At 46.8% G+C, this 25,304-nt stretch carries 19 protein-coding genes; 7 read left to right on the top strand and 12 right to left on the bottom strand.

Annotation, left to right across the window (positions count from 1 at the left end):
- Nucleotides 1–9 precede the first annotated feature (9 nt).
- The 3 genes from KO473_RS03240 to KO473_RS03250 form a co-directional block, all read right to left on the bottom strand.
- Nucleotides 10–2,415, bottom strand: coding sequence for an ABC transporter permease (locus tag KO473_RS03240; protein ID WP_005819246.1), 2,406 nt, complete (start codon nucleotides 2,413–2,415; stop codon nucleotides 10–12).
- A gap of 12 nt (nucleotides 2,416–2,427) precedes the next feature.
- Entirely contained in the window at nucleotides 2,428–3,675 is a 1,248-nt protein-coding gene (locus KO473_RS03245) for an efflux RND transporter periplasmic adaptor subunit (protein ID WP_005819244.1), read from the bottom strand.
- A gap of 94 nt (nucleotides 3,676–3,769) precedes the next feature.
- Complete coding sequence (locus KO473_RS03250; protein WP_032531924.1) at nucleotides 3,770–5,089, bottom strand: TolC family protein; 1,320 nt, start codon at nucleotides 5,087–5,089, stop codon at nucleotides 3,770–3,772.
- Nucleotides 5,090–5,370: 281 nt separating this feature from the next.
- On the opposite strand from KO473_RS03250, the gene KO473_RS03255 reads away from it, so the two are divergent.
- The 4 genes from KO473_RS03255 to KO473_RS03270 all read left to right on the top strand — a co-directional run bounded on the left by KO473_RS03255 (nucleotide 5,371) and on the right by KO473_RS03270 (nucleotide 10,276).
- Entirely contained in the window at nucleotides 5,371–6,711 is a 1,341-nt protein-coding gene (locus KO473_RS03255) for a sigma-54 dependent transcriptional regulator (protein ID WP_032531853.1), read from the top strand.
- A gap of 5 nt (nucleotides 6,712–6,716) precedes the next feature.
- Nucleotides 6,717–7,973 carry a PAS domain-containing sensor histidine kinase gene (locus tag KO473_RS03260; RefSeq protein ID WP_005819240.1) on the top strand — a complete coding sequence of 419 codons (1,257 nt, stop codon included), beginning with the start codon at nucleotides 6,717–6,719 and terminating at the stop codon, nucleotides 7,971–7,973.
- Between the two features lie 62 nt (nucleotides 7,974–8,035).
- Entirely contained in the window at nucleotides 8,036–9,034 is a 999-nt protein-coding gene (locus tag KO473_RS03265) for an AI-2E family transporter (protein ID WP_005809158.1), read from the top strand.
- Nucleotides 9,035–9,103: 69 nt separating this feature from the next.
- The gene (locus KO473_RS03270; protein ID WP_005776373.1) at nucleotides 9,104–10,276 is read left to right on the top strand and encodes a glycosyltransferase; all 1,173 of its coding nucleotides are present in this window, start codon (nucleotides 9,104–9,106) and stop codon (nucleotides 10,274–10,276) included.
- Nucleotides 10,277–10,281: 5 nt separating this feature from the next.
- Here KO473_RS03270 and KO473_RS03275 read toward each other — a convergent pair whose 3' ends face one another.
- A complete protein-coding gene (locus KO473_RS03275; protein WP_032531923.1) occupies nucleotides 10,282–11,526 on the bottom strand; it encodes an ABC transporter permease in 1,245 nt (414 codons plus the stop codon).
- Nucleotides 11,527–11,595: 69 nt separating this feature from the next.
- Nucleotides 11,596–12,795, bottom strand: a complete 1,200-nt coding sequence (locus KO473_RS03280) for a pyridoxal phosphate-dependent aminotransferase (RefSeq protein WP_122130502.1) — start codon at nucleotides 12,793–12,795, stop codon at nucleotides 11,596–11,598.
- 169 nt (nucleotides 12,796–12,964) lie between these two features.
- On the opposite strand from KO473_RS03280, the gene KO473_RS03285 reads away from it, so the two are divergent.
- Nucleotides 12,965–14,200, top strand: coding sequence for a fucose isomerase (locus tag KO473_RS03285; RefSeq protein ID WP_005819236.1), 1,236 nt, complete (start codon nucleotides 12,965–12,967; stop codon nucleotides 14,198–14,200).
- A gap of 195 nt (nucleotides 14,201–14,395) precedes the next feature.
- Nucleotides 14,396–16,417 (top strand): polysaccharide lyase 8 family protein, encoded by a 2,022-nt coding sequence (locus KO473_RS03290; RefSeq protein WP_005819234.1) that lies wholly within the window; start codon nucleotides 14,396–14,398, stop codon nucleotides 16,415–16,417.
- A 15-nt stretch (nucleotides 16,418–16,432) separates the two neighbouring features.
- Here the strand turns inward: KO473_RS03290 and KO473_RS03295 are convergent, their stop codons facing one another.
- The 7 genes from KO473_RS03295 to KO473_RS03325 form a co-directional block, all read right to left on the bottom strand.
- Nucleotides 16,433–17,257 (bottom strand): glycoside hydrolase family 16 protein, encoded by an 825-nt coding sequence (locus KO473_RS03295; protein ID WP_005809291.1) that lies wholly within the window; start codon nucleotides 17,255–17,257, stop codon nucleotides 16,433–16,435.
- A gap of 11 nt (nucleotides 17,258–17,268) precedes the next feature.
- On the bottom strand, nucleotides 17,269–18,102 hold the full coding sequence (locus KO473_RS03300; RefSeq protein ID WP_005819232.1) for a histidinol-phosphatase: 834 nt from the start codon (nucleotides 18,100–18,102) through the stop codon (nucleotides 17,269–17,271).
- Entirely contained in the window at nucleotides 18,099–19,964 is a 1,866-nt protein-coding gene (locus KO473_RS03305) for an ABC-F family ATP-binding cassette domain-containing protein (RefSeq protein WP_005776365.1), read from the bottom strand. Before KO473_RS03305 ends, KO473_RS03300 begins: the two co-directional genes overlap by 4 nt.
- Nucleotides 19,965–19,989: 25 nt before the next feature.
- On the bottom strand, nucleotides 19,990–20,820 hold the full coding sequence (locus tag KO473_RS03310) for a DUF3805 domain-containing protein (protein ID WP_005819230.1): 831 nt from the start codon (nucleotides 20,818–20,820) through the stop codon (nucleotides 19,990–19,992).
- 140 nt (nucleotides 20,821–20,960) lie between these two features.
- Nucleotides 20,961–21,344 carry a lipocalin-like domain-containing protein gene (locus KO473_RS03315; RefSeq protein ID WP_005776362.1) on the bottom strand — a complete coding sequence of 128 codons (384 nt, stop codon included), beginning with the start codon at nucleotides 21,342–21,344 and terminating at the stop codon, nucleotides 20,961–20,963.
- Nucleotides 21,341–22,816 carry a capsule assembly Wzi family protein gene (locus tag KO473_RS03320; RefSeq protein ID WP_005819228.1) on the bottom strand — a complete coding sequence of 492 codons (1,476 nt, stop codon included), beginning with the start codon at nucleotides 22,814–22,816 and terminating at the stop codon, nucleotides 21,341–21,343. The genes KO473_RS03315 and KO473_RS03320 overlap by 4 nt, the downstream gene beginning before the upstream one ends.
- Nucleotides 22,817–22,943: 127 nt before the next feature.
- A complete protein-coding gene (locus KO473_RS03325) occupies nucleotides 22,944–24,137 on the bottom strand; it encodes a hypothetical protein (RefSeq protein WP_005809303.1) in 1,194 nt (397 codons plus the stop codon).
- Nucleotides 24,138–24,443: 306 nt separating this feature from the next.
- Here KO473_RS03325 and KO473_RS03330 point away from each other — a divergent pair, with 306 nt between their 5' ends.
- Nucleotides 24,444–25,133: a response regulator transcription factor gene (locus KO473_RS03330; RefSeq protein WP_005776359.1), complete on the top strand. Its 690-nt coding sequence runs from the start codon at nucleotides 24,444–24,446 to the stop codon at nucleotides 25,131–25,133.
- The last annotated feature ends 171 nt before the right edge of the window (nucleotides 25,134–25,304 follow it).

The raw sequence follows: 25,304 nt of genomic DNA on the forward strand, positions 1-25,304 counted from the left end.
TTATATTAGTTATTCATATTTTAAAATGCGCATAGGTTTCTGGCGGATGGTACGCCATACCTGTTGGAGCACAGTGAGAAAGGCTATCAGCATCAGCAGTACAAAAGTGGCTGCATATATCCACCAGGACAGCGAAATGTGGAAAGCATACGTTTCCAGCCAAGCATTCATCAGCACTGCCGATACAGGAATACCGATTGCAGATGCCAATACGGTAAGCAACAACAGTTCTTTGGTCAGGACAAAGAACAGGCTGGTTTTATTTGCGCCGAGCACTTTGCGGATACCCACCTCCTTCAAACGTGACAAGGTGGAAAACAGGGTTACAATCCACAATCCAAGGCAAGCAACAAATACGGCAAGCAATGAGGCGCTGGCAAATATCCAGCCAAAATTACGATCGGATTTGTATAGGAATTCATTAAAATCATTCAAAAAGAAATAAGAAAATAAAGAAGTCGGGAAGTATTCACGATACATCTGTTCAATTTCCGTCAAGACGCCGGCATCCCCCTTTCCTTTCAGACAGACAGAAATATAAGGCGTTGCAATAAAAGGAACACGCTCTTTCAAAAAGAAAATGATAGGCTTGTAAGCCACGGCAAGCGATTGCTGGTGGTAGTTCTCCACCACTCCTATTATCTCAAGCGGGTCACTAACCACTTCCATTTTAAGTTGTTGCCCCAACGCCGCTTCTGCCGATTCGTAGCCCAACAGCCTGACAGCTTCTTCGTTAAGCACCACCCGGTTAAGATCGCCACCATAATCTTCGGAAAAACTTCGTCCGCAAATCATACGAGGCATATAGGCAGACAAATAGTCGTAGTCTACAGAAAACATCTGTATCAATTTTACTTGTGAGGGATCGCTTCCATACGGCCGATTGGTAAAATAGTTGGCAACTTCCACACCGGGAACAGCTCCCGAAACTGTCACGTGACTTACATCCGCCCGTTGCTTCAAACGTTTGGTGAAACTCTCCATGCGCAGCGACAGTCCCTCGGTGAACGAAGGATATTTAATGACCAGAATGCGGGTATTCAGATCCGATTCGGCCTCACGCTGCATGTAACGGACCTGTTGAAACACAGTAAACGTACCTGCAATCAGAACAAAAGAAGCCAGGAACTGAACAACAATCAACGCCTTTCTGATCCGGTTGCCTCTCTTTCCGTGCAACAGTTTACCGCGCATAATCTCCGACGGACGGATAGTGACCATCAGCCAGGAAGGATAAAGCCCTACAACCAACGTACCGATGATAACCACTCCGGCTACAATCCCCCAGAAAGCGGGTTGCATAAGTATGTCTGTCCCGAAGCTTTGCCCTGCCCAGCGATAGACAAGAGGCAAGAGGAGTTCCAACCAGCCGAAAGCTATCAACGTAGCCAGCAAGTTCATGAAACCGGACTCAAGAAGTCCCTGGATAATAATCTGACGGCGCGAAGCACCAAAAGCTTTACGGAGCCCGAACTCCCGTCCACGCTCCAAAAAGCGGGCTACGGTCAGGTTCAAGGCATTTGCCCAACCTATCAGCAGCAGAATGGCGGACATTACGAACAAAATAAGAACTGCCGTCCGGCTTCCTTTCACCTCTTTCTCGTATGCTTTTTGAGGAGTAAGGTGAATGTCTTTCAACGGGATCAGTTCTACAGCCCAGGTTTTATGTTTCAGTGCATCAGTCTTGTACTTGTCGGATATGTCACGGAAAGCCTGTTCAATTTCTCCCGGAGTCTTTCCGGGCATCAGGCGGACGTAAGTATATACACCGTGAATGTACCAGATGTCCTGCCGTTCCTTGGGAATCGTATTGTAGGAAAGCAGGAAATCGTAATGCAGGTGCGAACGGACAGGCATATCGGCAATAATGCCCGTTACTTCAAAGTTTTGCTGTGATGAAGAGGTACTGAAGGTCAGTATCTTGCCTATCGGGTCTTCTTCACCAAAATAGCGGCTTGCAGCGCTTTCAGTCAGTACCACCGTATTAGGGCGCACCAGTTGCCCGGTCTTTTCTCCTTTAACTATGGGGAAGTTAAATATTTCGAAAAAGGCAGGCTCGGTATAGCAGTAATGTTCCTCGGCAAATCTCCTGTCGAAGTAATTCACCACCTGCTCGCGATCCTGAGCCGTAACACGGACGTACTTCTCAATTCCCGCTATTTCCCTGTTCATGGCAGGAGCATGCCCATAAGCCGTAGTCGCCCAATTATCCGTCAGCATCTCGCCCTCATACAGTCTGCTTTCAACACGATACACACGGTCGGTATCATGAAATGAATCATAACTTAACTCCGACCAGACATAAAGCATAATAAGAAGTGCCGCCGCAATGCAGACCGACAACCCTGTTATGTTTATCAGCGTCAGAGACTTTTTAACCCGCTGGCTTCGTATCACTTGCGAAATGTAGTTCATAGTATTCGGTTCTTATTTCAATATAAGTTTCTCGTTATCCCCAAACAATTCATATCCGGATACAATCACCCGGTCGCCCGGTTTCAATCCCTCAGTCACTTCATAATATTGCGGGTTCTGCCGTCCGATCCGGATGGGACGGCGCGTGGCAAAATTACCACTTTCGTCAACAACATACATCCAGCGGCCCCCGGTTATTTGAAAGAATCCGCCACGAGGAACAAGAATGGCCTGGGCAGGATCTCCCAACTGGAGATTGATGTGATAAGTCTGTCCGGCACGGATGTTCTCGGGACGTCCGGAAGTAAATTGAAGGTCGGTGCGGAACTGGCCCTCCTTTACCTCGGGATAGGGTTTGGTCACCTCGAGTTTATAGTTTCCTCCGTCACGGGTAAAATCAGCCGGAAGTCCGGGAATCACCCGTTCCACATAATGCTCATCAATCTGTGCCTGCACTTTCAGATCGGGCGTAATGATCTGTCCGATATGCTCGCCGGCAGCAATGGACTGGCCGATCTGAGCATCGAGGTTCCCCACCTGTCCGTCTATGGGAGCTTTTACTTTCAGGTTTTCCACCCGTTCACGTACCAGGGCAAGACTGCGCTTCATATTACGAATGTTTTCATCGAGACTATGGATCTGGCTCTCCCTGAAAATATTGTCCTGGCGGATACGTTCGTCCACAACATCCAGTTGTGCCTGTGCCGCCTCATACTCTTCACGTGCCAGTCGGAAATCCTCCTGTGCTATCAATTGCTCTTTGATAAGGCGGCTGTACTGGTCGTAACGACGCTGCTTCACAGCCAGTTCCTTACTCAGCCCGATGCGCTCCTGCTTCAGCTGCAAGCGCTCCTGTTCCATACTGATGCGGGTGTTACGCAACTCGTTTTCCTGGTAGGCGAGATCGGCTTCGCTTTGCATGATCCCGATGTTCAGGAGCGGATTGCTGAGACGGAGAATGACGTCGCCTGCTTTGACGATGGCCCCCTCTTCTTTCAGGCGCTCCTCGACACGGCCTCCCTCTACCGCATCCATATAGATGATGCGGTTGGGCATCACTTGTCCGATGACCCGGATGTAATCACTGAACTCTCCGCGGGTAACAGTAGCAATGGTCAGCCGGTCTTTTTCTACACTCATAGAAGAGGAAGTGTCCCTGAAAATAAAATAAAAGATAAGTCCCACCAGTGCCACGGCTCCGGCAATAGCATAATAATGTTTTCGCTTCATTCCGGGCTTCCGTTCGATCATTGTATCCATAGATAGTTATTGTTTTATGTATGATTCACGTTTGTTTATAAGATTATCCCGTCAGGTCGTAAAGGAACGGTGTACCGGTCACATACCCCGTATATCACTTCTCACCGGGCAACGTACAAAAGCTTCCCGTCCGATAATAAGTTTCCATCTTCCGGGTCATATCCACCTGTAAGCGCACCCGGGTCAACTCGGCCTTGGCAGAGATAAAGCGATTGCGGGCTTCCATCAGCTGGAATACGGAGATAAGCCCCTCTTCCCATTTTCGTTCGGATTCTTTCAGTACCAGTTCTTCGGCCCTGAACTGCTGCAATACCTGCCGGAATTCATCATATCCGGAACGGAGAGAAAGAACCGTTTCCTCCACCTCTGTATAGAGTTGTTGTTTTTGAAGTTCTTCCTCATTCCGGAGACGGAATATATTCAACTTGTGTTTGCGCAGGGTGGTCAGTCGTTCCAACCCGCTCAATAAAGGGATGGAAATGCCGACACCGATATACTTTCCTAAATTGTCGTTCAGCTGTTTGGTAGAAAAACCGTCGAGATAACGGGAGGCCATTGAGAAACGGGCAAAAACCGTCGGCGAGAACTTACCGCCCGCCATGGCATACTCTTTACGGGCGGCCCGCTGCCTGAGTTCCATCATCCGCATCGAAGGCATTGCTACCAGAGATTGCATATAGAGCTCATCTGTCTGGGGCAGCGAACAAGGCGGAAGAGATTCGTAGTTGATTGTATCCTGAAGTACCAACGTATCCCCGGCATGCAGGTTCAACAATTGTTTCAGTTGGAGCAATGCCAGGCGGCAACCGTTCTCACGCACCTGGTAACGGTAAATATCACCCTCGCGACGGGCTTTGACTTCCTGTAAGTCGGAAACCGACTTCAAACCCAGTTCTACAAAAGCTTCGGTTTGTTTGAGATAACGTTCGCTTAGCCGGCTCTGCTCAAAAGCCAGATCGAGCATCCGCTCTTCAAGCAGGAGTTTATAATAGGCATCCGTCACCCGGCAAGCAAGTTCGTTGCGCCGTTCCTTCAAAGCCCATTCACTCCGGCTGCGGTTCATCTTCTCAAAACGTACCCGGTTGATGCGGGTGAAACCTTCGAAAAGAGAAAGCGTCATGTCCAACCCCACGGTTCCTTCATCGAACGTATTATTGGTATATCCGTTGGTGCTCGGATCGATGGAATGTCCGAAGTTTCGTCCGGCTTCGGCCGATACACTGACGCGGGGAAGGAAACTCCCCACGGCAGAGATATAGTTCATCCGGTTTTCCTTGATATCTATCTCGCTATTCCGCAAAGACGGATTCTGTTTCCATGCGATACGAATACATTCGTCGAGCGATCTCTCTGTCTGTGCAGACAAAAGAGCGGAAAAAAGAAATAAAGTACAAAGTGATATAAGATGTTTCATATAAACCATCTGGGCAAAGAGTGTGCCAAAAAGAATAAACAACTAAAATTCAACCACATAGACTTATCAATAGAAAGATACCGTCCAATATTTGGACGCTACTGCGTACAGATATTGGACGGTTGACGTCAACATTCCCCGGATTTGTCCCCACATCCCCTTCCCATATAAATTCTCAATTCGAAAACGTCTAATTATTGGACACTCTCTTGCAGGGAGTTACAAAAACAAATATCTTTACCACGAACTTAAAAACAGGAAGCGAATCAAAAGGAGATATCATGAACACGGGAACTATTCTGATTGTAGACGATAACAAAGGGGTGTTGGCTTCACTCGAACTTTTGCTTGAAAACTACTTCTGCAAGATACTGACGGCTTCGAACCCGAATCAGATCACTGCCCTGCTGACGACCCACCGCATCGACGTGGTCATCCTGGATATGAACTTCTCGGCAGGCATCAATAATGGCAACGAAGGGCTGTATTGGCTGGGACATATCCGGAAGATGGCTCCTACTCTGCCCGTAGTGATGCTGACTGCTTACGGAGACGTGGAACTTGCCGTAAAAGCACTCAAAAACGGAGCTGCCGACTTCCTCCTGAAGCCATGGGATAATCAGGCCCTGATCGATAAAGTGACGGAAGCCTACCGCAATAACATGAAACCTTCGGAACGGCAGACAAAGGAAAACAAAAAAGAAGGGTTCGAAATGCTGGTTGGACATTCGCCTGCCATGCTGCAACTGATGAAAGTAGTATCTAAAGTGGCACGGACAGATGCCAACATCCTGATAACAGGAGAAAACGGAACCGGTAAAGAGATATTGGCACGGGAGATTCACCGCCTTTCACCTCGCGGTGCACGCCCGATGCTGAACGTAGACATGGGAGCGATCAGCGAATCACTGTTCGAGAGTGAACTGTTCGGGCACGAACGGGGGGCTTTCACCGATGCTTACGAAAGCCGCCGGGGAAAGTTTGAGGCCGCCGACGGAAGTTCACTGTTTATGGACGAAATAGGCAACCTGCCCCTGTCGCTCCAGGCCAAGTTGCTCACGGTACTCCAAAGCCGCAATGTGATGCGGTTGGGAAGCAACAAAGTGATCCCGGTAGATATCCGCCTGATTTCGGCAACAAACAAGGACATACCCGCAATGGTAAAAGAGGGGATGTTTCGTGAAGACTTGTTCTACCGCATCAACACCATCCACCTGGAACTGCCTCCCTTGCGTGAGCGGGGAGACGACATTTTGCTCTTTATCGACGGTTTCTTACGTAAATTCGCTTCCAAATATCAACGTCAGGAAATACGGATGCACGAACAGACTGTTGAAAAACTGCGCGGGTATCACTGGCCGGGCAATATCCGGGAGTTGCAGCATACCATCGAGAAAGCGGTCATCTTGTGTGAGGGCAGCGTGATCCGCCCTAAAGATATCTTGGTGAAACAGACCTGGCAGCCACAGGCAGCAGTCACCGTTCCCAATCTGGAAGAGGTGGAACGGCAAGCCATCGAAACTGCCATCCTGCAAAACAACGGTAACCTGACTGCCGCTGCCGAGCAACTGGGCGTGAGCCGGCAAACGTTGTATAACAAGCTCAAACGATTCAAACTCTGACCCCGATGATATTCAGCCGACGCATCTATTTCATTATACTGCTCCACATCGTACTGATACTCGCTACGGCGGGTGCCGGACTATGGCTGATCTTATCCAGCACCGGATACATCATCGGCAGTATATTGTTGCTATGTTCTCTTTTTCAGATCGGTGCACTGACCCGGCGGCTAAATACATTCAACCGAAAAATCAAATTGTTCTTCGATGCAGTGCAGGATAAAGACAATATGCTCTACTTCCCGGAAGTGAATGTCAGCAAAGAACAGGAACAACTGAACCGTTCGCTCAACCGGCTCAACGACCTGCTTGCCCGTACCAAAGGCGAAAACCAGAAACAGGAGCACTTCTACCGATCGTTACTTGAAGAAGTGCCCAGCGGCGTGCTTGCCTGGGATGCTTCGGGCCGAATCATCACTGCCAACAGTGCTGCCTTCTCTCTGCTGAAGTGCAACCGTCTTTACACCGAAATGCAACTGGCACAACTGCTGAATGCAACCGGCATTCGCGACAGCCTCAGCATATCCCGAAAAGAGATGATCCTGGAAGGTGAAACCATAACCATCTTATCCATCAAAGATATCGGTGACGAGCTGAGTGATAAGGAGAGTGAATCGTGGAGCAAACTGACACATGTGCTGACCCATGAAATCATGAACACGATTGCACCGATCATTTCACTCTCACAAACTTTATCCGCATATCCGGATATCAACGAAAAGTCAGCCCGCGGACTACGGATTATCCAAACACAAAGCGAACGGCTGATGGAATTCACGGAATCATTCCGGCATCTGTCCTACCTCCCTCACCCGGAAAAGAAACGTTTCTCACTGACCGATATGTTGCATAACCTGGAAGAACTGTTGCAAAGTGATTTCCGCGAACGTGGCATTCACTTCGTGTTACAATCCACACCGGATTCGATAGAAACCGACGGCGACGCAAACCAGCTGTCACAAGTATTCCTCAACTTACTGAAGAATGCGATGCAGGCTCTCGAAGGACAGACGGAAGGCAGAATCATCCTCCGCCTGCAACAGGCAGACCGTCTGCTGATAGAAATAGAAGACAATGGTCCCGGCATCCCGGAAGAAATACGTGAGCAGATCTTCATTCCTTTCTTTACCACAAAAGCGGAGGGAAGCGGAATAGGACTCAGTCTCTGCAAGCAGATCATCCGACAACACAACGGACACTTATCGATCCGTAAAAGTCGTCCGGGACAAACAATTTTCAGTATCGACCTGCCTCAGGACTGAAACATTTTAGTAGGTGTAATGTTATAAATAGAGAGGAATCTCTACTCTCCTTTTTATTTATTATGAAAGAAAAATATTGGAAATATTCTTTGATTATCATCATCATCGGGCTGGGCATCATCTTGTTCCGGCAAATTACCCCTTTCCTCGGCGGATTATTGGGAGCACTCACCATCTATATCCTGGTCCGACGACAAATGATGTATCTCGGTGCACGAATGAAACGAAGTTTCGCAGCCCTGCTGATTACAGGTGAAGCCATCCTGTGCTTCCTGGTACCTATTTCTCTGATTGTATGGATGCTGGTCAACAAGTTGCAGGACATCAATCTGGACCCACAGGCCATTATTGCCCCTGTTGAAGAATTGGCAGGGATCATCAAGGCGAAAACAGGATATGACGTACTGGGCAGTGACACACTTTCGTTCATCGTTTCTCTGCTCCCCAAAATAGGACAGGCAGTCATGGGAGGTATCAGCAGCTTTGCAATCAATCTGTTTGTTCTGGTCTTTGTACTTTATTTCATGCTGATAGGAGGAACCAAAATGGAGTCCTATATTGACGACATCCTACCTTTCAATGAGAAAAACACCCGGGAGGTAACACACAATATCAACATGATTGTCCGCTCCAATGCCATCGGCATTCCCTTACTTGCCGTTATTCAGGGAGGAGTCGCACTGATCGGCTACTTTATCTTCGGAGCACCGAATGCCTGGTTAGTGGGTGTTCTGACTTGTTTTGCTACAATCATCCCGATGGTGGGGACTGCTCTCGTCTGGTTTCCGGTGGCTGCCTACCTTGCACTGACCGGTGAATGGGCAAACGCCATCGGACTGGCAGCTTACGGAGGAATTGTCGTTTCGCAATGTGACAACCTGATACGCTTTATCTTACAGAAGAAAATGGCAGACACCCATCCGCTTATTACAATCTTCGGTGTAGTCATCGGATTACCGTTGTTCGGATTCATGGGAGTCATCTTCGGACCGCTTATATTATCGCTGTTCTTGTTATTTGTCGATATGTTCAAAAAGGAATATCTGGACAATAAGAAATAAGAAAGAAACAAATCACCTAATCTCTGAAAAATTATGTACTTTTGTGACGTAAACATCTTGTAAGATTCAATGGAAGCATTCACATTCAATACGGCCGAACTGATACTGCTATCAGCCGCAGGCGTTCTTTTGATCGTTCAACTTATCTACTATCTCGGACTGTATAACCGGATACACACCCACAACCTTGCTGTTGGAAAAGATGAAGTACACTTCGGACGGGAACTTCCCCCGCTGTCTGTAGTCATCTGTGCACGCAACGAATCGGAAAACCTGCGCCGAAACCTACCCGCTATCCTGAAACAGGATTATCCGGACTTTGAAGTAATCGTCATCAACGATGGTTCTACGGACGAAAGCGAAGATCTCCTGTCAGAGTTGGAAGAAGAATACCCGAACCTGTATCACAGTTTCACACCGGACAGCGCGCGGTACATCAGCCGGAAGAAACTGGCACTGACGCTGGGCATTAAAGCCAGTAAATATGACTGGCTGGTATTCACCGAGGCCGACTGCACTCCGGTCAGTGACAAGTGGCTTCGACGGATAGCACGCAATTTCACGCCGAGTACAGACATCGTACTAGGATATAGCGGTTACGAACGGGGAAAAGGATGGCTACACAAACGGGTATCTTTCGACTCGCTTTTCACCTCGCTTCGTTATCTGGGTTTTGCCTTGGCGGGTAAACCGTACATGGGCATCGGGCGCAACCTGGCCTACCGCAAGGAATTGTTCTTCAAAGTCAAAGGATTTTCTACCCACTTGAACATGCAGCGGGGAGAAGATGACCTGTTTATCAACCAAATTGCCAATGAAAACAATACCCGGGTGGAAACCTCACCGGATTCAGTGATACGGATGCAACCTGTGGAACGCTATAAGGACTGGAAAGAAGAAAAGGTAAGCTATATGGCAACCGCACGCTTCTATAAAGGTTCACAACGCTGGTTACTGGGGTTGGAAACCGCCACGAGGCTATTGTTTTATGTCGTCTGCCTGTCGGGAATCGTATTCGGTATCCTCTCTTTTCACTGGCTGGCTGCGGGACTGGCTTTATTGTTATGGATCGTACGTTATTCGGCGCAAGCCTACGTCATCAACAAAACAGCCAATGAGATGGGAGACAACCGCTCTTACTACTTTACACTACCGGTTTTCGACATCATCCGTCCGCTACAATCCCTGAAGTTCAGACTCTACCGTCTCTATCGCAGAAAGGGTGATTTTATGCGAAGATAACTTGACTACTCGTACCGCATAGAACTGGCCGGATTGATCTTGGTTATCAAATAAGAGGGACCGACCAACATTAATACAGAAGCCAATAAGGTGCCGGCATTGATCAGAAGGAAAAGCCAGATGTTCATGGAAACCGGCACCATACTTACATAGTAAGTTTCGGGATCGAGTTTAAAAAGTCCCAACTGTGACTGCAAAACACAGAAAGTAATACCAATTGCATTTCCCCACAACATCCCTTTCCCAATCAGAAAGACAGAGAACCACAGAAATACTTTACGGATAGTGAAATCATTGGCTCCCAAAGCCTTCAGGATGCCAATCATCTGTGTGCGTTCAAGGATGATAATCAATAATCCGGAAATCATCGTGAAGCCGGCTACCCCAATCATCAGGATAAGAATGACCCATACATTCAGGTCGAGCAGATCGAGCCAGGCAAATATCTGAGGATTCATTTGTTCGATGCTCTGTACGTAATAAGTCCCCCCGTAAACATCTTGCTTATTGTCCGTATCAACGGCTATACCATAGGTTATATCTTCCAGTTTGTCATAGTCACGTACCTGCAACTCTGCTCCGCTCACTTGTCCGGGAGCCCAGTTATTCAAACGGTTCACCAAATACAAGTCAGTCAGCAGAAAGAGATTATCATATTCAGAAAAGTTCGTTTGGTAAATACCTTTCACCGTCAACCGGCGGGCACGCACATCTTTCTGGATAAAATAGGCATATATTTTATCTCCCAGTTTCAGTTTCAGCCGGTCAGCTATCGCTTTCGATATGACCACCTGATTGGTGGAAGCCGTATCACTGAAGACCGGTATCTCTCCTTCTACCAGATGGTCGCGGAAAAAGGCAGGATCAAACTCCGGACCGACACCTTTGAGCACCATGCCCTGAAAAGCGTCATCTGTCTTTATCATCCCCGGTTTGGTGGAATATCGCTGCACATGTTTCACTTCCGGACGGGCGGAAAGAGCGATCATCATACTATCATCCACCACAACCGGATGAGTTTCGTAGGACCCTACCGCATCAAAATTACTGATCTGGATATGGGAGCCGAAGCCGATCACTTTATTACGTACCTCACTCTTAAAACCAATCACTACAGATACGGCAATGATCATCACCGCCAGGCCGATAGCAATGCCAATCATGGCAATCAGGACAGCAGGACGAGAAACTTGTTTTCCCCCGTCCGTATCACGATAAATCCGACGGGCAAGAAAATAGGAAAGCCTCACCTTGCCCTTCTCTTTGGAAAAGGGAACGGAGTTGCTTTGACTATATGAATGAATGGATGACATCAGGTCTTATTCTGTTCTTCCCGGATAAGCCTCCAATGCTTTTTGCAGAACAAAGAGCGCACGGGTTAAATCTTCCTTTTTCAATACGTAAGCAATACGGACTTCATTCTTTCCGGAGCCCGGAGTAGTATAGAAACCGGAAGCCGGAGCCATAAACACTGTCTGTCCTTCATACTCAAACTCAGACAGACACCAGGCACAGAATTTATCCGAATCATCGACCGGTAACTTGGCTACTGTATAGAAAGCTCCCATCGGAATGGGGGAATAAACACCCGGTATACGGTTCAGACCGTCAATCAGACATTTACGGCGCTCAACGTATTCGTCATAAGTTTCGCGTGAGTACTCTTCGGGAGCATCCAGTGAGGCTTCGGCAGCAATCTGTCCGATCAGCGGAGGACTCAAACGTGCCTGACAGAACTTCATCACTGCATTACGCACTTCTTTATTCTTGGTTATCAAGGCACCGATGCGAATACCACATTCCGAATAACGCTTGGAAACAGAGTCAATCAGTACCACGTTATTCTCAATTCCTTCCAGATGGCAAGCCGAAATATAAGGGGAACCGGTATAGATAAACTCACGGTACACTTCATCGGAGAAAAGGAAAAGATCATACTTCTTCACCAGGTCACGGATCTGGTTCATCTCACGTCGGGTATACAGATAGCCGGTCGGATTATTCGGATTACAGATCAAGATACCCTTGGTACGTTCGTTGATCAACTCTTCAAATTTCTCTACTTTCGGAAGAGAGAACCCCTCCTCAATTGTCGTAGCAATAGTGCGTATTTTAGCTCCGGCCGAAATGGCAAAAGCCATATAGTTGGCGTAAGCAGGTTCGGGAACAATGATCTCGTCTCCCGGATTAAGGCACGACATGAATGAGAAAAGTACAGCTTCGGAACCTCCGGTAGTAATGATTATATCATCTGCTGTCAGGTTGATATTGAATTTCTCGTAATATCCTACTAATTTCTCGCGATAGCTACGATAACCGGCACTGGGACTATATTCAAGCACCTTGCGGTCGATGTTACGTATCGCGTCAATCGCGGCCTGAGGAGTGGGCAGGTCCGGCTGTCCGATGTTCAGGTGAAATACATGGATTCCCCGCTGTTTGGCAGCATCTGCCAAGGGAGCCAGCTTTCTGATAGGAGATGCAGGCATCTCTGTTCCGCGAATCGATATGGTTGGCATAATCTTGAATTATAAATGGTCAATTAATAAATATGAGCGGCAAATGTACACAATAAATCGGACACAAAGACATAAAAACTTTAAAAACCTTATCAAGGGTAAAAACGTTGTGGTAATATCAACGGAAAACGATACATTTGTATAACTACAAACCTAAAACGATAACATAATGACCATAAACCTGATCACATTTGCATCGATTCTGCATAAGCAAGCCACTGTACGTAGTTCGCACGAAGCGATTCTCAGTGAACTGGAAAAATATTTCACCGTAAATTTTATTGATTACCGGGACATCAGCCAGTTGCCAAAAGATGAATTCAGCATCATTTTCATTGCTACCGGAGGGGTAGAAAGACTGGTAATGCAATGCTTCGAATCGCTCCCCCGCCCTGCCATTATACTGGCCGACGGAATGCAAAACTCCCTGGCTGCGGCACTGGAAATTTCCTCTTGGTTACGTGGGCGGGGTATGAAAAGTGAAATCCTCCATGGAGACTTTATGAGTATCGTTCAACGAATCCAGGTACTTTATACCAATTTCAAGGCACAACGTTCATTAGTAGGGCTTCGCATCGGAGTGATCGGCACCCCTTCTTCATGGCTGATTGCAAGTAATGTGGATTATCTGCTCGCAAAGCGGCGTTGGGGAATTGAGTATCTGAACATTCCGTTGGAACGGATTTATGACGTATACGACCGTATTACAGACAACGAAGTCGGTGCCTCATGCGCCGCGGTTGCTTCGCAAGCTCTGGCATGCCGTGAAGGGACTCCCGAAGATATGATTAAGGCAATGCGCCTTTACCGGGCCGTCAAGCGAATCTGTAAAGAAGAAAAACTAAGCGCCGTCACCCTGAGTTGTTTCAAACTGATAGAGCGCACCGGTACTACCGGTTGCCTGGCTCTTGCCATGCTGAACGACGAAGGGATCATTGCCGGATGTGAAGGGGATCTGCAATCTGTATTTACATTACTCGCCGCCAAAGCACTGACCGGGAAAGTAGGTTTCATGGCAAATCCTTCAATGATTAACGCCCGGAGCAACGAAATAATACTGGCACATTGCACAATCGGAATGAAGCAAACCGAACGTTACATCATCCGCAGCCATTTTGAAACGGAAAGCGGTATCGGTATTCAGGGACTGCTGCCGACCGGAGATGTCACTATCGTGAAATGTGGTGGAGAATGTCTGGACGAATATTACCTTTCTACCGGAACTCTGACCGAAAACACCAATTACATCAATATGTGCCGTACACAAGTACGTATAAAAATGAATGCACCGGCTGATTATTTCCTGAAGAATCCACTCGGGAACCATCACATTTTGTTACAAGGTAATTATGAAGATGCACTGAACGAATTCTTACAGGCAAACTCCTGTAAACGTACGGAGTAAATGCACTCAGGGCTTAACGGAGGTAAAGTCAGAACTCACCACAGAGAATACAGAGTGACACGGAGAGAATCTCAGATCATTGGTTACCAACACAGATAATCTGTGTTACCCCGTATTCTCCGTAGTGGAAAGAGTATTGACACATTCCTCCCGTCAAGGCCTAATTTAATACATGCAATGAAAGACACACGATATATGAAAAGAATCTTCCTATCAGTACTGTTTATCTGTACTTTCCTTTCTCATCTTACTGCACAAACAGGCAAAGAAAGCGAACTTATCAAACAGAATTATATCCGGTCGGTTATCGGACAGGACGAGAGCAAACAAGCTTTCTTACAACTATTATCTAAAATTCCTCCCGAAAAAGAGGTATCCGACCAGAACGTTATCGAACTTCAACAACTTTACCCTATCCGCCGGGAAGAGATACACCGACTGATCAGTACGATACGGGGAGACGGTTCATGGCCGGACATCAATTATGCCGATACCAAACGCTCGGGATGGGAACCGAAACAACACACAGAGCGGATACTGAAACTAACCAAATATTATGCCCGCGAAAAAGAGAATGCTTCCGCACAGGAGATTTCAGCCGTAACCAGCATTATTCACCAAGCCATGAATTACTGGTTCACCGAAAAACTGGTCTGCAAAAACTGGTGGTACAATCAAATAGGTATTCCCCGCACCTTGGGACCGGCTTTCCTCCTTTTCGAAGCAGAAATGACGGAAAAAGAAAAGCAGGAAGCCGTGCGGGTGATGGAACAATCCCATTTTGGCATGACAGGACAGAACAAAGTATGGCTGGCAGGCAATGTACTGATCCGGGGCTTGCTCTTGAATGACTCCCAATTGGTAAAAGAGGCACGGGAAAACATTGGCTTGGAAATCGTACTGGGACAGAAAGAGGGTATTCAGCCGGACTGGAGCTTCCATCAGCATGGTCCCCAACAACAGTTCGGCAATTACGGACTTTCTTTCCTCTGCAACATGAGTTTTTATTCCGAACTGTTTGCCGACACCCCTCTTGCATTCAGCCAAGAGCAACAGGATATCCTTGTATCCCTTCTTCTGAAAGGGTATCAATGGATTGTATGGAAAGGTCATTGGGACGTAAACGGATTGAACCGGCAACTCTTCCACAGCGCCGATCTTCACAAATCATTCAACCTGCTCTTCGCAGCCTGCTCACTGATGAAGGGAAGCAATGAACAGCAGACACAGGAAATAGAGGCATTTATAGCCCGCAACTTTCTACATCCGGATGCAGAAAACGATTTCACAGGAAATAAGTTCTTCAAAGATTCCGACCTGACCATTCACCGTACCTCTGATTGGATGGCATCTTTACGCATGGCATCCAGCCGGGTGATCGGTACGGAACTGGTAAATGAGGATAACCTGAAGGGATATTACATGGCAGACGGAGCTGTCTATACGTATATTCGGGGAGATGAATACCACAATATTTTCCCTTTCTGGAACTGGCGCCGGATACCCGGTATCACAACCTATGAAAGCAATGCTCCCATCCCGACAGACAACGGACCGAATTCACGCAACAAAACCAATTTCACAGGTGGAGCAACAAACGGAAAACAGGGAATCACCGCCATGCACTTGAACCGTAACGGGCTATCCGCGAACAAAGCATGGATATTCACCAATGAATTTATCCTGTGCCTGGGAAGCGATATCCATGCAGACAGCACTGCCACACTTATCACCTCCATCGATCAACGGTTCAAGAATGGTGAAATATGGACGGAAGGAAACCGCCGTTATTTCCACGATAACACCGGATATATCCTTCTGCAGGACGAACTTTGCCTGGCACTGGCAGAAAAGAAGAAAGGACAGTGGCACGACTTCATGGGAATGTACGCTCCCCGGATGTTAGAAGATGAAATTTTCTCTATTTACATCAAACATCCGTCAGGTGTCCCTGCCACTTACCGGTATTTGGTGCTCCCGGCTTCCACTCAGGAGAAGACGGCTGCATTCGATATTTCAAAAGTACAGGTATTGCAAAATGACGAAAAGGCACAGGTGGCATTTATCGACAAAATGTACTACGTCGCTATTTGGCAGGCAACGACTCTCAAGCTGTATAACGGAAAAAAGATACCTATAAAAAAACCGGGAACCTATCTGTATCGTGCAGACGGTACCCCGGTTTCCCAAGCTGTTTTTCCCAAAGGAGAGATCTAAGAATCTACCTTCCGGCTATCTCATGTTTTCAGGCAATTCGTAATATCTCACCCAGTCGACCTCCATCTGTACGGGAAGCTCCGCATCGTCTATCTCTCCGGCCCATCCTCCAAGTATCTGGTTGAGCAGCAGGAAGAACGGAACATCGAAAGGCCACTGCACAGAACCCTCCTCTTTGATGCGGGGATAACTGAAAGTGAGCGAATCATTGATGAACATATCAATCTTATCCGGTGTCCATTCCATCCCAAACACATTAAATTCATGCGGATTGTAGGATGCGGTGGTATAATAGTCCGGATCTGTTTTATGTCCTAACACTTTGATATATTCGGTATGCATGGTATGATAGACGAATGTATCTTTGTTCAATTGTTCCATTATATCGATCTCTCCACATTTGGGCCACACACCATACGTTGTAGAATCAGTCGGCTTGAGCCAGATAGCAGGCCAGGAACCTTTAGCGCTGCCCAGTTTGGCACACACCTCAAAGCGTCCGTACAAGAAATCTTTTTTACCCAAAGTCTCAACACAACCGGCCATGTAGCGGATCGTATCATTCGGATCGCTATTGGGCAAAGCACGCAAAATCAACTTACCGTCTTTTACGAATGTAACAAAGTTATTGTCCCGGCAAAAGGGATGCCAAGGAGAGAACACCCACTTTTCCGGATCGGGTGTACCGTCTTTCTCGAACTCATCTTGCCAAGTGAGCCTCCAGTCTATATCACTTTTATAAAGCTTACGGACAGGAGTATCTTTGCAGGATGACAATGATATGCCGGCAAATGTCCAAAAGACAAACGGCAAGGTTAACAATAAGTTTTTGTGTTTCATGATATATTGGTTTAAAGTGAGACCTCCACCCATTTTCCACCATGCCATTCGGTCACTGTATCAAACCTGACCTTCCGTAAAGCCTCCAATGCTTCAGGACGTCCGCTGTTGATACGTTCGGGATAATGCGAATCACTGTTCACCTGTACACGGACACCCAACTCCTTCAACAACGGGAAATAGCGTTCGTTCGGAAAGAAGGTACCCAAGTGATGCAAAGCCTTGGTATTGATCTCTACGATATACCCTTTGGCCGCAACAGCAGAGAAATAATCGTGCATCAAGTCATCATACCAAGGTTCGTCCAACAGGCCAGGACGGTAACAGGCTGCATTGTGATGCATCTTGTCGGCATGTCCTAAGATATCAAACCCTCCCAATTCCACCATCCGCAACAGACGTTCGTAATACAGACGTACTACACGATCGAGATCACCACCGAAATGCTGATCGACAATATCCCTGAATACTTCCGCACACACATCGATATCAACCACTTCTTCCCGGTCGTTATAGAGCAAATGTACCGAGCCGATACGATAATCGAGCGGCAATTCGCGGAAACGCGGCACAGCCGGATTGCTGTCTTCATTCAGGTAGTCTATCTCCAGGCCGATAGCCAGTTCAATCTCCGAAGCATACTTCTCCTTTATCCGGGCAAACTCAGCCAGATAGTCGTCCATACGATCCCACTCCATCGTCCAATGAGTAGGGAACGGGAGCGGAGCATGCGAAGAAATACCATAGGATGTAAATCCCTGGCTGATGGCAAAACGGATAAAATCCTCCATGCCGGCCCGGCCGTCACAATAGAGGGTATGGCTATGATAATTGGTCAGATTCATGATTCTATTTCACTAAGTTCAAGCCAGCGCATGGTTTTCTCGTCTATCAAATCGTTTACCTCCGGCAACCGCTTCGATTTATCGGTCAGTTCATCCACCGAAAGTGTACCGCTGCAAAGCAGTTCCTCTATCTGTGCTTTCTCGGCTTCCAGCCCGGCTATTTCTTTCTCCAGTTGTTCGAACTCCCGTTTCTCTTTGAAACTCATCTTACGCTTATCGTTCAGACGGACACGGGCTGTCTTTTCCTCCTGCGGTTTCTCGGCTTCCTTCTCCTTTTGGGACTTCGCTTCTTTCCAGTCCCGGTAATCGCTATAGTTACCGGGAAAGTCACGGATATCTCCCTGTCCATTGAATACCAGCAAGTGATCGACCACCTTATCCATAAAATAGCGGTCATGGGAAACGACAATCACGCATCCCTTGAAGTTCTGCAAATACTCTTCCAGCACATTCAGGGTAATGATGTCGAGATCGTTTGTCGGTTCATCAAGTACCAGAAAGTTCGGATTACGCATCAGCACCGTACAGAGATAAAGACGACGGCGCTCTCCACCGCTCAGCTTATAAACATAGCTGTGTTGAGTTTCGGGAGTAAACAGGAAATGTTGCAGGAACTGAGAGGCTGTCAGCTTCTTGCCGTTACCCAGCTCAATCACTTCGGCGATATCCTGCACGACGTCAATCACCTTCATTTGCTCGTCAAACTGCAATCCGTCCTGCGAGTAATATCCGAAACGTACGGTCTCCCCGATATCCAGCGTACCGCTATCAGGCTGCACCTGTCCCATCAATATCTTTATAAAAGTAGACTTACCCGTACCGTTGTTCCCAACAATCCCCATCTTCTCGTAACGGGCAAAGATGTAAGAGAAATCTTCCAATATCTTCAGGTCACCGAAACTCTTATAGAGATGATCGGCTTCAAATATCTTACTGCCAATGTAGGAAGCCTTCACCTCCAGTTTCACATTATCGTTGTTAAACCGTTGTTTGGCTACTTTCTCCAGTTCGTAGAAAGCATCTTCACGATACCGGGCTTTATGTCCGCGGGCTTGCGGCATACGGCGCATCCAATCCAGCTCGGTACGATATAAATTATTGGCACGCTCTATCTCTACCGTCTTCGCCTCAATCCGTTCCTGGCGTTTCTCCAGATAATAGCTGTAATTCCCTTTATACTGATAAACCTGACAGTTGTCTATCTCGATGATTTCAGAACAGACCCGGTCGAGGAAGTAACGGTCATGCGTTACCATCAACAGACTAAGGTTCGTACGACGAAGGTACTCTTCCAGCCATTCGGTCATATCAAGATCGAGGTGGTTGGTGGGCTCATCCAGAATCAGCAAGTCCGGTTCGGTAATCAGGGCATTGGCTAAAGCCACCCGTTTGAGTTGGCCTCCGGAAAGATGTTTCACCTGTTGCTCAAAATTCCGTATTTTGAGTTGAGAAAGAATCTGTTTGGCTTTCTGTTCGTACTCCCAGGCTTTTTCATGGTCCATACGCACCAACAGGTCATCCAGTCCCGGATGTCCTTCGGTTTCCATACAGCGTTCGTATTCCTTAATAAGCTCCACCGTACTGTTGCCATGATGAAAACAGGCTTCCAATACAGTCAGTTCTTCGGGATATTGCGGATCCTGTTCCAGATAGTCTACACGAAGGTCACGGCGGAACACAATATTTCCGCTGTCATATCCTTCCTTACCGGAAAGTATATTCAGCAAGGTGGTTTTACCTGTACCGTTTTTAGCTATCAAGCCGATACGCTGGCCTTCGGCAATACCGAAGGAAATATTTTCGAAAAGTACCAGATCCCCAAAGGATTTGGTAAGGTTATCTACTTGCAAATAAGGGGTCATAATAATCGTATATGATAAAATGTGGTTAGTGTGCCAGTGCTTTCTTATATGCCTCTGCCACCTCGCATCTTTCTCCGGCTTTCACCCGGCTCCACAACAGTTTCATCGGATCAATCAGATGTTCCGCATCTTTATACCGAAGCACCGGTACTTCCCGGTTACCGTCAACCAGTGTCATCCATTCCATGCCTTCCACTTCATTAGCCAGAATCGTGCAGATGGCAATACCGAATGCCAGCCAAGGCTCTTTCTTTTTGGGCGAAAGGACACCGCTGTCAATCACCTCCTGTATCTTTTCGAGGTCTTCCTCCACACCCTGAAAGTCCTTCTTCAACTGTGTCTTCACTGTATCTGTCACCCACTCATAAGCCTCGTTCACCTGATAGATTTCAGAAAGGCGAATGGGAATTACTTCTGCGGGATACTTCTGTCCGTCTTTACGAATTTCAAGGCTGGATATGATCTTTTCCGCCTCCTCCACACGCTCTCCTTTCGGTACGGTGAACGAACATTCAAAGGCCACATTGTCAATGCCTGTCACCCAAAGATGGCTGGTGTAATAGGTACCTTCTTCCTCAAACATCTCTTTACTATAGGCACACTCCAGTTGCCCCACCTTCACCAAGGAGGCCGAAGGATTTTCCTTGAGTTCTTGACGGATGGAGTCCTTTCCATAATTCATGCCACCTTGAGCAGCAGCATCCGCTTTATAGGCCGAGATACGGAAGTTACCCGTCCAAAGTTCGGGATTATAAAAGAGGAAGGAGCCTTCGCCGCCTTCAAATTCGCTCCAATCTGACGGATATATCATTGAGAACCATGTTCCCGGAGAGATAAATTTCTTACCTTGTATCATATTGCTTACTGAATGTTGATAACCTCACAAAAGTAACAATCCCAACGCTGATATGCAAAAAATAGAATAAAAAAACAGCCGATTCTCACGAACCGGCTGTTCCAATCATCATCTATGAATGAAGACAGCTTTTAGCGTCCTCAATATTTTCTTAACTCCAGACGGGCATAGTCCGACCGAAGAATCAATTTGTTACTGTTCAGTTTCTCTACGGCAAAATCCTGTACCCGGGCATCCATGCCGAAAGTTTTCATCTGTTCCGCCGTAGCGTCAAGTATCTGTATATGCATAGAATCGTTCTCGTAGGTATATGTCCCATAGAACTCACCATACCCCAACTTCTTCAGATTGATAATGTCCATCTGGAAACTGAAATAAGTGTCCAGCGGAGTTTCCGCATTACCATCTTTATATTCTATACGCTGCATCTGCCACATCCCATCCAGATAGCGATGCCCGAACTTCTCTCCACAAGACGTAAAAGCCATCAGGGCGACGAACAATAATAGGATTCCTTTTTTCATTTCTTCTTACCAATTAAACCTGTTTTACGAATGGTGAGCATACCGCCCCAGCTCTCTCCCAACATATTACCTCCATCCACCGCACCGGCCAGTGTGAAGCTCCATCCCGGAATCTGTTCGGGTTTATAAGTCACCTCCAACAATCCGTTCTGGTTTCTCCTGATAGTCCGGTAAGGACTTCCGTAAGTTCCCCAATGCTTGGCTACACTTACCAGAATCCGGTAATCTATCTCCGGAGTCGGACTGCCGTTCAGCCCGATATGGAATCCTTTAACACGGTTACTTTCAAAAGCCAGATTTCCATCCTTATTATATATAGGCGAGGTAACCAGCGGATTGCCGATCCCCTGTCCCCAATGTTCCCAACCGGCATACTGCGAGTTATTGTAATAATTATCAGCCCCGGTAAATGAATGATCAATGGCCGGAGTAGCAAAATAATGGAAAGCGCCTGACTGGTGCTTCGTATACAAAAACTCTCCGACAACCGTCTTCACAAAAGGATTCTCCGGTAAGGTCACCTCCAATCCGGTCAGACAATCACGCCACATACCGTAAGTCAGCGTCATCCCCGAACGGTCTTCGAAAAAGTGCTCCCAATATGCTTTTACTTTCCAGGTCGGGAAATGATACCCCACAGCAGCACTGTAACTGCCTACATGGTTTCCCAGAATATTGATCTGGTCACTCTCCGATGCGCCACTGTCTCCATTACTCGGAAAGAAAATACGGAAAAAGTCCTTCCAACTGTCCGGTGTGCGCAACACCGTTCCGTCCGGATAATAGCAATCGCCTCCGAACTGGGCCGCCATTTCAATACCCAACTCCACCGAAACCGGTGATTTCTCCAGGTTCTCGACTTTCAGGAAAGCCGCTTTCGAGTGAAACAACGTCTCTTTCGTATATTTAGAACGTCCGTCCGTGAAACGCTCCTGAAACTTTTCATCCGTAAACATTCCATAAGCCACATGTCCCTTTATATGCAACCAATGTTTGGTCCATGGAAAAGGTATATATTCGGGAATTGAAATCCGAACCTGCGGGATGGGACGGGCATTGGTAGAAAAAGTCATGCTACCGGAACTCAACTGGTCATTTTTCATTTCGTTGCCACGCTCCTTACTGCCGACACTGATTTCCATCCCCCGATAACGCAAGTCTACATAGGCCTGTTGAATGAAGAACTTAGACGTGAAGCGACTCGCACCGACCATTTCCAATCCAAAAGCATAAGAGAACTTTTTATCCTTCTCCAAATCCCGAAAGATTCCTGCATCCAAGTAAGCATTGTTTTTACGAATAGACGACAGCCCGTGCTTATTTGCCACGAGCCAGAAAGGCGTATTGTGTCCACCACTTACAGTTGCACTGGTTTCAATCTTATAGTTTAGGCCTTTGTCAAACTGCGCCTGCACAGTGGCAGGGGATATCAGCATCAAGCAGCTGATAATGAAATAGTTTCTTCGTTTCATTCTAACGTGTGTTTGGAATATATCCAAATATTGAACGGCAAAAATACAACAAAGAGGCGAAACTCATCGATATATCAGAGTTTTATTAGGATTATTTAGCTACGAACCAGACAACGGGAATAGTGATTCACTTCCCTATCGGCTGTATTCTCCTGCGTACATCTTTCGATATTTCAAGGAACATATAGTTCAGTTTACCGGAATGGATACCCTTTTCATTCTCTTTATACTTCTTATTGGCATATTGCTTCGACTTCTCGAAAGTGAGCAGGGACATCTGATTCTGTGATTTGCCTACCATGGTGGAATCTAACTGCTCGTCCGGGAAGAAGTCGTCCAGATCGACATCGCCTATCATGGTTGTTTCCAGGAAATTCATATCCTTATGCGAATTGTCGGTATAATATCCCACGAACATATGGCCGGGAGTACGCACCAGAATCGGTTCGATATTAATGGCACGGAGCAAAGAGGCAAACAAGACACTGCCATCCACACAGTTGATCTGTGACGACTCCAGTGCATCATCAAATGTACGCACACGCTGCGAATAGACCACATTGCTGGAAAGGCTGGTGTTCGACACCGAACTATAGCGGAATTTACGTTTCTGCAAAACGTTCCATAACGCATATACCTGCTTATCCACAGCTCCGGGAGCCGGATTCTGATAGCCCAGAAAGCGGTTGACGATACGGGTATTCAATGCTTCGCGCAGCAGCTGGTCGATCATCGGATTTTCTTCGTTGACATAAGCAGCAAAGAAAATACCCGTATCATGGAATTTCGTACCATTCGTCACATACCCCAGCAGGCACTCGTTGACACTGCGTACAGAGAAGGTACGCACTCGCTGTCCCAGATCTTCCCCATTCATCTCTACCGTAACGGCTACGCTGATGGGTTCTGCCTGGTTGTTATTCTTTAGCGCTTCATAGTTCCAGATGATATCGGGATAAATCGTATACTCGGTACGGGGCTTGTTGAGTACAAACTCCGACACGGAACGGGAAAAGAAAGGGGTTTCGGCTACGTCAATCCGCACACGGCTATAGGCGGAACGGGACTTCACCTTGATGGCAATGCATGATTTGGGATTGCCCAAGTATACGGAGTCACCCGGCTGAATGACCTGGGCATCAGTCGTTGCCACCGAAAGGATGGCCGAAGGAAAAATGTTCCCTCCCAGTTCATCGGTTATCTCAAAACCGGAAGTAGCAGAAGAGAACTTAAACACGGACACGCCTATTGCTATAAAGAACAAAGCGACAACCGTCCAAAGCACTTCACGTTTGCGTTGCCTGAAATCTATCTTAATCATTGTGGCATTTCAATTTATTGACATAACAAAGATACGACTTTTTTGTTGATAAAGTATCTCCGAACCTGCGGATTGTTGGTTTAAAACCAAGATGCCGTTAGTTTAAAACCAAGAGAACTTTGGTTTAAAAGGTAGGCACTGTCGGGTTTAAAACCAACCGCATCAGCCTATAGAGGCTCTCAGAGGGAATAAAATGTAATCAAATCGTAATACGTGTTTCACCCCCTCGTAACAAAAAGCCTCCATCTTTGCAAAAGAAAAAGGAATAAAGTTTAACTTTGTAGCATTACATTAACAAAGAATACAATGAACGATTACCGTATTTTAGTGGTCGACGACGAAGAAGACCTCTGTGAGATTCTGAAGTTCAATCTTGAGAACGAAGGGTATGAAGTAGATACAGCCAATTCTGCCGAAGAAGCTCTGAAAATGAATATCAGCAGTTATCACCTGCTGCTATTGGACGTGATGATGGGAGAAATCTCCGGATTCAAGATGGCTAATATCCTGAAGAAAGATAAAAAGACAGCCCAGGTTCCCATCATATTCATTACTGCCAAAGATACGGAAAACGATACTGTCACCGGATTCAATCTGGGGGCAGACGACTATATATCGAAACCTTTCTCACTGCGTGAGGTCATTGCCCGCGTGAAAGCCGTGTTACGTCGTACCGCCACTTCGGACATGGAAAAGGTACCGGAACAGCTCAGTTATCAGTCACTGGTAATCGATATCACTAAAAAGAAAGTAAGCATCGATGGTGAAGAAGTGCCGCTGACCAAAAAGGAATTCGAAATCCTCTTCCTGCTGCTACAGAACAAAGGACGTGTTTTCTCGCGCGAAGACATCCTGAGCCGTATCTGGAGCGACGAAGTCTACGTACTGGACCGCACTATCGACGTCAACATCACCCGACTGAGAAAAAAGATCGGCATTTATGGTAAACGTATCGTCACCCGGTTGGGATACGGTTATTGTTTCGAAACGGAATAGAAATGAATACGATTCACCACAGAGTACACGGAGGACACAGAGTTTTAATCTCTTGTTTATTAAGATGTTTAAGAGAAAGATATTCTCTGTGTCCTCTGTGTCCTCCGTGGTGAATTAAACTCAAAAACAAATGAATAAAGAATCATCTGTTCTTTTGTTCTTATGTCTAAA

The organism is Bacteroides sp. HF-4919 (assembly GCF_018860125.1).